This is a genomic window from Pseudonocardia sp. ICBG601 (assembly GCF_020496245.1).
Window position 1 is genome coordinate 118,980 of the sequence record NZ_JAHLJA010000146.1, and the last position, 13,790, is coordinate 132,769.

The 13,790-nt window shown below is 68.5% G+C and carries 7 protein-coding genes; 1 reads left to right on the top strand and 6 read right to left on the bottom strand.

From position 1 onward, the window contains the following. Positions 1-275: 275 nt before the first annotated feature. From tuf to rpsL, 4 genes are all read right to left on the bottom strand, one after another. A complete protein-coding gene (gene tuf / locus KPL57_RS28455; RefSeq protein ID WP_062397848.1) occupies positions 276-1,469 on the bottom strand; it encodes an elongation factor Tu in 1,194 nt (397 codons plus the stop codon). Positions 1,470-1,615: 146 nt separating this feature from the next. Next, entirely contained in the window at positions 1,616-3,718 is a 2,103-nt protein-coding gene (fusA, locus tag KPL57_RS28460) for an elongation factor G (RefSeq protein ID WP_308253048.1), read from the bottom strand. Between the two features lie 47 nt (positions 3,719-3,765). Beyond that, positions 3,766-4,236 (bottom strand): 30S ribosomal protein S7, encoded by a 471-nt coding sequence (gene rpsG, locus KPL57_RS28465; protein ID WP_020622942.1) that lies wholly within the window; start codon positions 4,234-4,236, stop codon positions 3,766-3,768. Continuing rightward, the gene (rpsL, locus tag KPL57_RS28470; protein WP_020622943.1) at positions 4,236-4,610 is read right to left on the bottom strand and encodes a 30S ribosomal protein S12; all 375 of its coding nucleotides are present in this window, start codon (positions 4,608-4,610) and stop codon (positions 4,236-4,238) included. The genes rpsG and rpsL overlap by 1 nt, the downstream gene beginning before the upstream one ends. 642 nt (positions 4,611-5,252) lie before the next feature. Here rpsL and KPL57_RS28475 point away from each other — a divergent pair. Continuing rightward, positions 5,253-6,149: an alpha/beta hydrolase gene (locus tag KPL57_RS28475; RefSeq protein WP_226353829.1), complete on the top strand. Its 897-nt coding sequence runs from the start codon at positions 5,253-5,255 to the stop codon at positions 6,147-6,149. A 138-nt stretch (positions 6,150-6,287) separates the two neighbouring features. Here the strand turns inward: KPL57_RS28475 and KPL57_RS28480 are convergent, their stop codons facing one another. Continuing rightward, a complete protein-coding gene (locus KPL57_RS28480) occupies positions 6,288-10,199 on the bottom strand; it encodes a DNA-directed RNA polymerase subunit beta' (RefSeq protein WP_226353830.1) in 3,912 nt (1,303 codons plus the stop codon). Positions 10,200-10,246: 47 nt separating this feature from the next. Continuing rightward, positions 10,247-13,756 (bottom strand): DNA-directed RNA polymerase subunit beta, encoded by a 3,510-nt coding sequence (locus KPL57_RS28485; protein WP_226353831.1) that lies wholly within the window; start codon positions 13,754-13,756, stop codon positions 10,247-10,249. Positions 13,757-13,790: the final 34 nt, after the last annotated feature.

Sequence of the window (13,790 nt, forward strand, 5' to 3'; positions counted from 1 at the left end):
GCATGGTTATGCCCGGGTCACCGCGTCCCACCCCCATCTGGGGCGGGCATGTCGCTCGGAATCTCCCCGGTGGCGCGGCGGACCGCGGAACCGGGGCTGACAACGAACATGGCGCGTGGTACGCGACCCCTGGACTACCGGAGACCGGGAACAGAGGCGGCGCTTCCACGCGCCATGCTCATCGTGCAACCCGTCAAGGATGACACACCGCTGTGCGGCACCCTCGACCGGGGGGTGGGTAACGGGGCCGCCCCCAGGGGGACGGCCCCGTCACGTCACGCGTTGATCTTGGTGACCTGGCCGGCGCCCACGGTGCGGCCACCCTCACGGATGGCGAACTGCAGGCCCTCCTCCATGGCGATCGGCTGGATCAGCTGAACGCTCATGGTGGTGTTGTCACCCGGCATGACCATCTCGGTGCCCTGCGGGAGGGTCACGACGCCGGTCACGTCGGTCGTCCGGAAGTAGAACTGCGGACGGTAGTTGTTGAAGAACGGGGTGTGACGGCCGCCCTCGTCCTTGCCCAGGATGTACACCTGGCCCTCGAACTCGGTGTGCGGGGTGATCGAACCCGGCTTCACGACGACCTGGCCGCGCTCCACGTCCTCACGCTTGATACCGCGCAGGAGCAGACCGACGTTCTCACCGGCGCGACCCTCGTCGAGGATCTTGCGGAACATCTCGACACCGGTGACGGTGGTCGAGGTCTTGTTCGGCCGGATGCCGACGATGTCGACGGTCTCGTTGACCTTGACGATGCCGCGCTCGATACGGCCGGTCACGACCGTGCCGCGACCGGTGATCGTGAAGACGTCCTCGACGGGCATGAGGAACGGCTTCTCGATGTCGCGCTCGGGCTCCGGGATGGCCTCGTCGACCGCGTCCATGAGCTCGACGATGGCCTCGGCCCACTTGTCGTCGCCCTCGAGCGCCTTCAGCGCCGAGACGCGCACGATCGGGAGGTCGTCGCCCGGGTAGTCCTGAGCCGACAGCAGCTCGCGGACCTCCATCTCGACGAGCTCCATGATCTCCTCGTCGTCGACCATGTCCGCCTTGTTCAGGGCGACGACGATGTACGGCACGCCGACCTGACGCGCGAGCAGCACGTGCTCACGGGTCTGGGGCATCGGGCCGTCGGTCGCGGCGACCACCAGGATCGCGCCGTCCATCTGGGCGGCACCGGTGATCATGTTCTTCACGTAGTCGGCGTGCCCGGGGCAGTCGACGTGCGCGTAGTGCCGCTTCTCGGTCTGGTACTCGACGTGCGCGATCGAGATGGTGATACCGCGCTGGCGCTCTTCCGGCGCCTTGTCGATCATGTCGAACGCCGAAGCCTCGTTGAGGTTCGGGAACTTGTCGTGCAGAACCTTGGTGATGGCCGCCGTCAGCGTGGTCTTGCCGTGGTCGATGTGACCGATGGTGCCGATGTTGACGTGCGGCTTGGTCCGCTCGAACTTCGCCTTCGCCACTGCTGGGTCCTCCTGGACTCGTGTCTGTACTCCGCCGTGCTGACGGCAGGTCTGTGGGTGTCGGGTGGTGCGGGCCGCGGACCTTACCGATCCGCGGACCGCACCCTCCGAGCAGGTCGGGCACTGGGGCCCGCCCCGGGGAGCTCTTACTCGCCCGTGGCCTTCGCGATGATCTCCTTCGCCACGTTCGCCGGAACCTCGGCGTAGGAGTCGAAGACCATCGTGTAGTTCGCCCGGCCCTGGGTCCGCGACCGCAGGTCGCCGACGTAGCCGAACATCTCGGACAGCGGCACGGTCGCCTTCACGACACGGGCACCAGCCCGCTCCTCCATGGCCTGGATCTGGCCGCGGCGGGAGTTCAGGTCGCCGATGACGTCACCCATGTAGTCCTCGGGCGTCATCACCTCGACGGCCATCATCGGCTCGAGGATGGCGGGGCTCGCCTTGCGGGCCGCCTCCTTGAACGCCATCGAACCGGCGACCTTGAAGGCCATCTCCGAGGAGTCGACCTCGTGGTACTGACCGTCCAGCAGCGTGAGCTTCACACCGACGACGGGGTAGCCGGCCTGGATGCCGTACTGCATGGCGTCCTGGGCACCGGCGTCGACCGACGGGATGTACTCCCGCGGGACACGGCCACCGGTGACCTTGTTCTCGAACTCGTACAGCGCACCGTCACCGCTGGTGAGCGGCTCGAGCTTGATGATGACGCGGGCGAACTGGCCCGAACCACCGGTCTGCTTCTTGTGCGTGTACTCGAACTTCTCGACGGCCTTCTTGATGGTCTCCCGGTAGGCCACCTGCGGCTTACCGATGTTGGCCTCGACCTTGTAGTCGGACTTCATCCGGTTGACCAGCACCTCGAGGTGCAGCTCGCCCATGCCGGCGATGATGGTCTGGCCGGTCTCGTCGTCCAGGGAGACCTGGAACGTCGGGTCCTCCTCCGCCAGCTTCTGGATCGCCAGCGAGAGCTTCTCCTGGTCCGCCTTCGACTTGGGCTCGACGGCGACCTGGATGACCGGGTCCGGGAAGGTCATCGACTCGAGGACGATCGGGTTCTGCGGGTCGCAGAGCGTGTCGCCGGTGGTCGTGTCCTTCAGACCGATGACCGCGTAGATGTGGCCGGCCACGGCCTCGTCGACCGGGTTCTCCTTGTTGGAGTGCATCTGGAAGAGCTTCCCGATGCGCTCCTTCCGGTCCTTGGTCGAGTTGATGACCTGGGCGCCGGCGGCGACCTGACCCGAGTACACCCGGATGTAGGTCAGCTTGCCGAAGAACGGGTGCGCGGCGATCTTGAAGGCGAGGGCCGAGAACGGCTCGTCCTTCGACGGCTTGCGGCTCGCCGGCGTCTCGCCGTCGGTGAGGAAACCCTCGACCGGCGGCACGTCGTACGGCGACGGCAGGTAGTCGATCACCGCGTCCAGCATCGGCTGGACGCCCTTGTTCTTGAAGGCCGAGCCGCAGAGGACCGGGTAGGCGGCGCGGTTGGTCACCAGCGCGCGGACACCGGTCTTGATCTGCTCGGTCGTCAGGTCCTCGCCACCGAGGTAGAGCTCCATGAGCTCGTCGTCGGTCTCGGCGACGGCCTCGACGAGCGCCGTGCGGTACTCCTCGGCCTTGGCCTGGAGGTCCGCCGGAATGGCCTCGACGGTGTAGTCCTCGCCCTTGGCGACCTCGCCGCGCCAGGTGAGCGCGCGCATCTCGACCAGGTCGACGACACCGATGAAGTCGTTCTCGGAGCCGATCGGGATCTGGAGCGGGAGCGGGGTCGCGTTCAGGCGATCCTTGATCGTCTGAACGGTGAAGTAGAAGTCCGCGCCCAGCTTGTCCATCTTGTTGACGAAGCAGATGCGGGGGACGTCGTACTTGGTGGCCTGCCGCCAGACCTGCTCGGACTGCGGCTCGACCCCCTCCTTGCCGTCGAAGACCGCGACCGCGCCGTCGAGCACCCGCAGGGACCGCTCCACCTCGACGGTGAAGTCGACGTGCCCGGGGGTGTCGATGATGTTGATCTGGTGGTTCTTCCAGAAGCAGGTCGTCGCGGCCGACGTGATCGTGATGCCGCGCTTCTGCTCCTCCTCCATCCAGTCCATGGTGGCGGCGCCGTCGTGCACCTCGCCGAGCTTGTAGTTGATCCCCGTGTAGTACAGGATCCGCTCGGTCGTGGTCGTCTTACCGGCGTCGATGTGGGCCATGATGCCGATGTTGCGGACCTTGGTGAGGTCCGTCAGCACGTCCTGTGCTGCCACTGCTCAGCTCTCCCTGGATCGCGAGTTGGCGCCCGACGGTCGGCCGGTCACCAGCGGTAGTGGGCGAAGGCGCGGTTCGACTCCGCCATCTTGTGCATGTCCTCGCGCCGCTTGACGCTGGCGCCGAGGCCGTTGCTGGCGTCGAGCAGCTCGTTCATGAGGCGCTCGACCATGGTCTTCTCACGGCGCTGGCCGGAGTAGGTGACCAGCCAACGCAGCCCCAGGGTGGTCTGCCGGACGGCACGGACCTCGACGGGGACCTGGTAGGTCGCGCCACCGACACGGCGGCTGCGGACCTCGAGGGCCGGCTTCACGTTGTCGAGAGCGCGCTTCAGCGTGACGACCGGGTCGGTGCCGGTCTTGTCACGGGTGCCCTCGAGGGCGGCGTAGACGATGCGCTCGGCGAGCGACCGCTTTCCGTCCTTCAGGACCTTGTTCACCAGCTGGGTGACCAGCGGCGAGCCGTAGACCGGGTCCGAGACCAGCGGACGCTTCGGGGCGGGGCCCTTGCGGGGCATCAGCTCTTCTCCTTCTTCGCGCCGTAGCGGCTGCGGGACTGCTTGCGGTTCTTCACGCCCTGGGTGTCCAGCGACCCACGGATGACCTTGTAACGCACGCCGGGGAGGTCCTTCACACGACCACCGCGCACGAGCACGATGCTGTGCTCCTGCAGGTTGTGGCCCTCACCGGGGATGTACGCGGTGACCTCGATGCCACTGGACAGGCGCACACGGGCGACCTTGCGCAGCGCCGAGTTCGGCTTCTTGGGCGTGGTGGTGTACACGCGGGTGCAGACCCCGCGGCGCTGGGGGCTTCCCTTCAGCGCGGCGGTCTTGGTCTTGGAGACCTTGTCCTCGCGGCCCTTGCGGACCAGCTGCTGGATCGTGGGCATGAACCGTCTACTTCTTCCCGTCGACGTGGCTCGACTGTCTCGCTCGCCGTGACACTGGTGATCTTGGTTCGGTGTCCCGGGCTCCGGGCGCCGGCGTGGCTGCCGGCTCTCGCCGGACTCCGCCACCGTCGCGCCGGACCCCGAGGTCGGGCGTGTCGTCCCGGGCACGCTCGGGGCCGGAAGGGCCCCGCGGAGGCTGTCGGGACGTCCGGCGTGCCCTGCTCCGGGGCGCAACCACAGATCTGAGGGTCGGAACCAACGGATCGGTGCACACCACGGGACACGCGGACCTGCCCGACCGGAGCCGAGCACAAGACATGAGAATACCCGGCCCTCTTCGACACGGTCAAAGCGGGTCCGTTCCGGGCGTTCGCCTCGGACCTGCCTTCGGGGCCATCGGGGGCTTCGATGGTCCTCGGATCCCCCGGGACGACGCCCCGGAGGAGACCTGTGGTGACCCGACGATGCCGCACGACGCCGTCACTGGCAAGCGGACTCACCCGCTCGTCGCAGATCGACGGCCGCTCGTCGCGGTCGGATCGGTGGTGGGCGATGACTGCGCCCCAGCGGGATCCCGCCGTGTCGATCACGGTGTGGATCACCCTGTGGACGGTGGCGACGGAGGGACGGTTACGGTCCGGTATGCACCTGCCGACGGCCGTCAACCGCCTCGCCACGCGCGCACTCATCGCGCCCTTGCTCGCCCCGACACTACCCGTCGCCCTGCGGCGGCGTGGACTCGACCTCGTCGGTGCGTCGCTCCCGCTCCCCCGCGGCACCCGTCGGGCCCGCGGGACGCTCGGCGGGGTGCCCACCGCGGTCGTCGCACCGCCCGGGCCGACGGCCCCGCACCGGGTGCTCTACCTGCACGGCGGCGGGTACCTCGTGGGGTCCTCGGCGTCGCACCGGCCGCTGCTCGCCGGGCTCGCGCACGCCACCGGCAGCGCGGTCCTCGCCCCGCACTACCGGCTCGCCCCGGAGCACCCGTTCCCGGCCGCCCTCGACGACGCGTACGCCGCCTGGACCGCCCTGCGGGCCGCGGGGATCCCGGCCCGGCACATCGCGGTCGCCGGCGACTCCGCGGGTGGCGGGCTGACCATGTCGCTGCTGCTGCGGCTGCGCGCGGCCGGCGAGGACCTGCCGGGCTCGATCGGGCTGATCTCGCCCTGGCTGGACCTGTCCTGCACCGCGGACGCGCTCACCCGCAACGTCGCCTCCGACGCGATGCTCGACCCGTCCTGGCTGCCCGACGCCGTCGCCGACTACGCGGGGCCGCACACCGGCGCCCCCGAGCTCCTGCCGCTCGACGCGGACCTGGCCGGGCTGCCGCCGCTGCACGTCGTCGCCGGTGCCGACGAGATCCTCGTCGACGACGCCGACACCCTCGTCGAGCGCGCCCGCGCGGCCGGGACACCGGTCACCTACGAGCGCGCGCCCGGCATGTGGCACGCCTTCCCGACGCTGGCCGGGCTGCTGGCGGAGGCCGACGCCTCGCTGCGCACCCTGGGCCTGGCCCTGCGGGCGGACTGCCTGCGCTGAGGCCCGCTCCCCCCGGGCGGCCCCGGAACGCACGAACGGGGCCGGGCACCGCCACGGGAGAGCGGTGTCCGGCCCCGTCCGGGACCTGTCCGGTCACGGTCCGGACCCACCGTCGTGGGTCCGGACCGGACGGCTACCTCAGCGGTAGTCGCGACCGAAGTCGTAGTCGTCCAGCGGCACCGCGGCACCGGTGCCCGTGCCGAAGACGTCCGGGCTGTAGTAGCCGTCGTCGTAGCTCGGCAGCGCGTAGGCGGCCGCGCGAGCCTCCTCGGTCGGCTGGACCTGGATGTTGCGGTACCGGTTGATGCCGGTACCGGCCGGGATCAGCTTACCGATGATCACGTTCTCCTTGAGCCCGACGAGCTTGTCGCGCTTTCCGTTGATCGCGGCATCGGTGAGGATGCGGGTGGTCTCCTGGAACGAGGCCGCGGACAGCCACGACTCCGTCGCCAGCGAGGCCTTGGTGATCCCCATCAGGACCGGACGGCCGGAGGCCGGCTCCAGACCCTCGGCGACGACCCGGCGGTTCTCGGACTCGAACTCGCCCCGCTCGGCCAGTGCGCCGGGCAGGAACTCGGTCGCACCCGAGTCGATGATCGTGACCCGGCGCAGCATCTGCCGGACGATGACCTCGATGTGCTTGTCGTGGATGTCCACGCTCTGCGTGCGGTACACCTTCTGCACCTCACGCACGAGGTGCAGCTGCACCTCACGCGGGCCCATGACACGCAGCACCTCGTGCGGGTCCGCCATGCCCTCGAGGAGCAGCTGGCCGACCGTCACGTGGTCGCCGTCCGCGAGCGGACGCTCGGTGCCGTCGACGGTGGTCATCCCGAGCCACTGCCGCTTGGACAGCTTCTCGTAGACGATCTCCTCGCCGCCGTCGTCCGGGATCAGCGTGATCTTCCAGAACCGGTCGCCGTCCTCGATGCGGATGCGGCCGTCGACGTCGGCGATCGGCGCCTTGCCGCGCGGGACCCGGGCCTCGAACAGCTCGGTGACACGCGGCAGACCGGTCGTGATGTCGTCACCCGCGACGCCACCCTGCTTGAACGTACGCATCGTCAGCTGGGTGCCGGGCTCACCGATGGACTGCGCGGCGACGATGCCGACGGCCTCGCCGACGTCCACCAGCTTGCCGGTGGCCATCGAGCGGCCGTAGCACATGCCGCAGATACCGGTGGCCGAGGCGCAGGTCAGCGCGGAGCGGACCCGGACCGTCTTGACGCCGGCCGCGACGAGCGCGTCGAGCACGGCGTCGCCGAGGTCGTCGCCCTTGCGGACCAGCACGGTGCCGTCCGCCGCGGTGATCTCCTCGCCGGAGGTACGGGCGTACACCGAGGTGCGCAGGTAACGGTGCGGGATGAACCGGCCGTCGCTCGTCTCCTCGGTGACCGCCATCGGGATGGCGCGCTCGGTGCCGCAGTCGACCTCGCGGACGATGACGTCCTGCGACACGTCGACCAGACGACGGGTCAGGTACCCGGAGTCCGCGGTCCGCAGCGCGGTGTCCGCCAGACCCTTACGGGTGCCGTGGGTGGAGATGAAGTACTCCAGCACCGACAGGCCCTCGCGGTAGGAGGCCTTGATCGGACGCGGGATGAACTCACCCTTGGGGTTCGCGACCAGACCCTTCATACCCGCCAGCTGGCGGATCTGGGTCATGTTGCCCGCGGCCCCGGACTGCACGATCGTCGGGATCGGGTTGTCCTCGGGGAAGTTCTGCTCCATCGCCTTGGCGACCTCCTCGGTCGCCCGGCTCCAGATCTTGACCATCTCGTCGTTGCGCTCCTGGTGCGACAGGGCACCACGCTGGTAGCGCTTGTTGATCTGGTCGGCCTTCGCCTCGTACTCCTCGAGGATGCCCGCCTTGGCCGGCGGGACCAGCACGTCCGCGATCGAGATCGTGACGCCGGAGCGCGTGGCCCAGTAGAAGCCCGCGTCCTTCAGCCGGTCCAGGACCTGCGCGACCTCGGTCATCGAGTAGCGCTCGGCCAGCTCGTTGACGATCGTGGCCTGGCGCTTCTTCGGCAGCGGCTCGTTGACGAACGGGTAGTCCGCCGGCAGGAGCTCGTTGAACAGCACCCGCCCGAGCGTGGTCTCCGCGGTCCAGACGCCGTCCTCGGTAATGGTCTCGGCCGCGGCACCGGGGGTCGGCGTGACCTGCGGGAGCCGGATCTTGATCGGCGCCTGCAGGTGGAGGACCTTGCGGTCGTAGGCCATGATCGCCTCGGCCGCGGAGCCGTAGTGGTTCCCGGCACCGAGGGCCTCGTCGCGCTGGCGGGTCAGGTGGAACAGACCCGTCACCATGTCCAGACGCGGCATCGCCAGCGGGCGACCCGACGCCGGGGACAGGATGTTGTTCGACGACAGCATCAGCACGCGCGCCTCGGACTGCGCCTCGGCCGACAGCGGCAGGTGCACCGCCATCTGGTCACCGTCGAAGTCCGCGTTGAACGCCTCGCAGACCAGCGGGTGCAGCTGGATGGCCTTGCCCTCCACCAGCTGCGGCTCGAAGGCCTGGATGCCGAGACGGTGCAGCGTGGGCGCACGGTTCAGCAGCACGGGGTGCTCGGAGATGACCTCCTCGAGCACGTCCCACACCTGCGAGCGGCCGCGCTCGACCATCCGCTTGGCCGACTTGATGTTCTGCGCGTGGTTGAGGTCCACCAGGCGCTTCATCACGAACGGCTTGAACAGCTCCAGCGCCATCTGCTTGGGCAGACCGCACTGGTGCAGCTTCAGCTGCGGGCCGACGACGATGACCGAACGGCCCGAGTAGTCGACGCGCTTGCCGAGCAGGTTCTGGCGGAACCGGCCCTGCTTGCCCTTGAGCAGGTCGGACAGCGACTTGAGCGGGCGGTTGCCCGGCCCGGTCACCGGCCGGCCGCGACGGCCGTTGTCGAACAGCGCGTCGACGGACTCCTGGAGCATCCGCTTCTCGTTGTTGACGATGATCTCGGGCGCGCCGAGGTCGATCAGTCGCTTGAGGCGGTTGTTCCGGTTGATGACCCGGCGGTACAGGTCGTTCAGGTCCGAGGTCGCGAAGCGGCCACCGTCGAGCTGCACCATCGGGCGCAGGTCCGGCGGGATGACCGGGACGCAGTCGAGCACCATGCCCATCGGCGAGTTGCCGGTGGTCTGGAACGCCGCGACGACCTTCAGCCGCTTGAGCGCGCGCAGCTTCTTCTGGCCCTTGCCGGACCGGATGATCTCGCGCAGCTTCTCGGCCTCGGCCGGGATGTCGAAGTTCTCCAGCAGCTTCTGGATCGCCTCGGCACCCATGGCGCCGGTGAAGTAGTCGCCGTAGCGGTCGTACAGCTCGCGGTAGATGGACTCGTCCGCGATGAGCTGCTGGACGTCGAGCTTGGTGAACGTCGTCCAGATCTCGTCGAGCCGGTCCAGCTCGCGCTGGGCGCGGTCGCGCAGCTGACGCATCTCGCGCTCGCCGCCGTCCTTCACCTTGCGGCGGACGTCGCCCTTGGCCCCCTCGGCCTCGAGCTCGGCGATGTCGGCCTCGAGCTTCTGGGCCCGGGCCTCCAGGTCGGCGTCGCGGGTCTGCTCGACCCGGCGGCGCTCCACGCTCATCTCGTTCTCGAGCGTGGACATGTCGTTGTGCCGCAGCTCGGTGTTCACCGAGGTGATCACGTACGCCGCGAAGTAGATGATCTTCTCGAGGTCCTTGGGAGCCAGGTCGAGCAGGTAGCCCAGCCGGCTCGGGACGCCCTTGAAGTACCAGATGTGCGTGACCGGGGCGGCCAGCTCGATGTGGCCCATCCGCTCACGACGCACCTTGGCGCGCGTGACCTCCACGCCGCAGCGCTCGCAGATGATGCCCTTGAACCGGACGCGCTTGTACTTGCCGCAGTAGCACTCCCAGTCCCGGGTCGGACCGAAGATCTTCTCGCAGAAGAGCCCGTCCTTCTCCGGCTTCAGGGTGCGGTAGTTGATGGTCTCGGGCTTCTTGACCTCACCGTGCGACCACTGGCGGATGCCCTCGGCGGTGGCCAGGCCGATGCGCAGTTCGTCGAAGAAGTTGACGTCGAGCACGTATGTCCTCTGTTTCTTCGTTTAAAGGGCGGCTGGTCGGACGGGGGTCAGTTGACGACGTCGTCGACGGTCATCGACTCCGAGCCCGGGCGGCTGGACAGGTTGATGCCCAGGTTCGCCGCGGCACGCTCGAGGTCCTCGTCGTCGGCGTCCCGCATCTCGATCGCCGCACCGTCGCTGGAGAGCACCTCGACGTTCAGGCAGAGCGACTGCAGCTCCTTGAGGAGCACCTTGAACGACTCGGGGATCCCCGGCTCCGGGATGTTCTCGCCCTTGACGATCGCCTCGTAGACCTTCACGCGGCCCACGACGTCGTCGGACTTGATCGTCAGCAGCTCCTGCAGGGTGTAGGCGGCGCCGTACGCCTGCATCGCCCAGCACTCCATCTCACCGAAGCGCTGGCCACCGAACTGCGCCTTACCGCCCAGCGGCTGCTGGGTGATCATCGAGTAGGGGCCGGTCGACCGGGCGTGGATCTTGTCGTCCACCAGGTGGGCCAGCTTCAGGATGTACATGTAGCCGACCGCGACCGGGAACGGGTACGGCTCACCGGAGCGGCCGTCGAGCAGCTGCGCCTTGCCGTCCGGACCGACCATCCGCTCGCCGTCCCGGTTGGGACGGGTCGAGCCCAGCAGACCCGTGATCTCGTGCTCGCGCGCACCGTCGAACACCGGCGTCGCGGTGTTCGTGTCGGCGGGCACCGAGTAGAGCTCCTCGGGCATCTGCGCCGCCCACTCGGGCGTGCCCTCGATCTCCCAGCCGGACTTGGCGATCCACCCGAGGTGGGTCTCCAGGATCTGGCCGATGTTCATACGACGCGGCACACCGTGGGTGTTCAGGATGATGTCGACCGGCGTGCCGTCCGGGAGGAACGGCATGTCCTCCTGCGGGAGGATCTTGCCGATGACGCCCTTGTTGCCGTGCCGGCCGGCGAGCTTGTCGCCGTCGGAGATCTTGCGCTTCTGGGCCACGTAGACGCGGACCAGCTCGTTGACGCCCGGGGCCAGCTCGTCGTCGTCGTCGCGGGAGAAGACCCGGATGCCGATGACCTTGCCGTTCTCGCCGTGCGGGACCTTCAGCGAGGTGTCGCGGACCTCGCGCGCCTTCTCACCGAAGATCGCGCGGAGCAGGCGCTCCTCCGGGGTCAGCTCGGTCTCGCCCTTGGGCGTGACCTTGCCGACCAGGATGTCGCCGGGCTGGACCTCGGCGCCGATCCGGATGATGCCGCGCTCGTCGAGGTCGGCCAGCACGTCCTCGGAGACGTTCGGGATGTCCCGGGTGATCTCCTCGGCGCCCAGCTTCGTGTCGCGCGCGTCGATCTCGTGCTCCTCGATGTGGATCGAGGTGAGCACGTCGTCCTGCACGAGGCGCTGCGACAGGATGATCGCATCCTCGTAGTTGTGGCCCTCCCACGGCATGATCGCCACGAGCAGGTTCTTGCCCAGCGCCATCTCACCGTTCTCGGTGCAGGGACCGTCGGCGAGCACCTGGCCCACCTCGACCCGCTGCCCCTCGTCCACGATGGGCTTCTGGTTGTTGCAGGTGCCCTGGTTGGAGCGGCGGAACTTGTTCAGACGGTAGGTCTGACGCTGCCCCTCGTCGTCCATGACGGTGATGTAGTCGGCACACAGCTCCTCGACGACACCGGCGGACTCGGCGGTGACGACGTCACCGGCGTCGACGGCGGCACGCAGCTCCATGCCGGTACCGACCAGCGGCGACTCCGAGCGCAGCAGCGGCACCGACTGGCGCTGCATGTTCGCGCCCATCAGCGCGCGGTTCGCGTCGTCGTGCTCGAGGAACGGGATCATCGCCGTCGCGACCGACACCATCTGGCGCGGCGAGACGTCGATGTACTCGACGCCCGAGGGCGAGATCAGGTCGACCTCGCCGCCCTTGCGGCGGACCAGGATCCGGTCCTCGGCGAACGAGCCGTCCTCGTTGAGGCGGGCGTTCGCCTGGGCGACGACGAAGCGGTCCTCCTCGTCGGCGGTCAGGTAGTCGATCTGGGAGGTGACGACACCCTCGACGACCTTGCGGTACGGCGTCTCGATGAAGCCGAACGGGTTGACCCGCGCGAAGGACGCCAGCGAGCCGATCAGACCGATGTTCGGACCCTCGGGGGTCTCGATCGGGCACATGCGGCCGTAGTGCGACGGGTGGACGTCGCGGACCTCCATGCCGGCACGCTCACGGGACAGACCGCCCGGGCCCAGCGCCGACAGGCGGCGCTTGTGGGTCAGTCCGGCCAGCGGGTTGTGCTGGTCCATGAACTGCGACAGCTGCGAGGTGCCGAAGAACTCCCGGATCGCGGCCGTGATCGGCCGGGTGTTGATCAGGGTCTGCGGCGTGATGGCCTCGACGTCCTGGGTGGTCATCCGCTCGCGGACGACCCGCTCGGTGCGGGACAGACCGACCCGGACCTGGTTCTGGATCAGCTCGCCGACGGTGCGCAGGCGCCGGTTGCCGAAGTGGTCGATGTCGTCGGTCTCGACCGGGATCTCCCGCGCGGAGTCACCGGAGCCCACGGCCATCGTGGTCTCGCCGGCGTGCAGCCGGACGAGGTACTCGATGGTGGTGGCGACATCCTCCTCGGTCAGCGTGCCGACCGAGTTCTCGATGTCGAGGCCGAGCTTCTTGTTGGCCTTGTAGCGACCGACCTTGGCCATGTCGTAGCGCTTGTCCTTGAAGAACAGGTTCTCCAGGAGCGCCTGGGCCGACTCGCGCGTCGGCGGCTCGCCGGGACGCAGCTTGCGGTAGATGTCGAGCAGCGCCTCGTCCTGGCCCGCGGTGTTGTCCTTCTCGAGCGTCGTCATGATCGTCTCGGAGAACCCGAAACGCTCACCGATCTGCTCGGCGGTCCACCCCAGGGCCTTCAGCAGCACGGTGACCGGCTGACGGCGCTTGCGGTCGATGCGGACACCGACGGTGTCGCGCTTGTCGACGTCGAACTCCAGCCACGCACCCCGACTCGGGATGATCTTGACCGAGTAGACGTCCTTCTCGGTCGTCTTGTCGATCGCGTGGTCGAAGTAGACACCCGGTGAACGGACGAGCTGCGACACGACGACGCGCTCGGTGCCGTTGATGATGAAGGTGCCCTTGTCGGTCATCACGGGGAACTCGCCCATGAAGACCGTCTGGGACTTGATCTCACCGGTGGTGTTGTTCGTGAACTCCGCCGTCACGAACAGCGGGGCACCGTAGGTCATGTCCTTGTCCCGGCACTCCTCGACGGAGGCCTTGACCTCGTCGAAGCGGGGGTCGGAGAAGGACAGCGACATCGAGCCCGAGAAGTCCTCGATCGGCGAGATCTCGGTGAGGATCTCCTCCAGACCGCTCACCGGGAGATCGTCACCGGCCTCGATCCGGCGCTGGAACCAGGCCTCGCTGCCGACCAGCCACTCGTACGACTGGATCTGCAGGTCGAGAAGGTCGGGGACCTCCAACGGCTGGGCGATCTTCGCGAAGGTGACCCGGGTGGGTGCGCCGGGGTAGTTCGGGTTCGCCGAAGCGGAGAGGGTCGAGGTGGTCGCGGCGGCGCGGGAGACAGCCAAGATGCGTCCTTCCGAGAACTGCGCTTCTCGTCTG

Coding starts and splice junctions, on each gene's coding strand:
- rpsG (WP_020622942.1), bottom strand. CDS start 4,236: ATGCCCCGCAAGGGCCCCGCCCCGAAGCGTCCGCTGGTCTCGGACCCG.
- rpsL (WP_020622943.1), bottom strand. CDS start 4,610: ATGCCCACGATCCAGCAGCTGGTCCGCAAGGGCCGCGAGGACAAGGTC.
- KPL57_RS28475 (WP_226353829.1), top strand. CDS start 5,253: ATGCACCTGCCGACGGCCGTCAACCGCCTCGCCACGCGCGCACTCATC.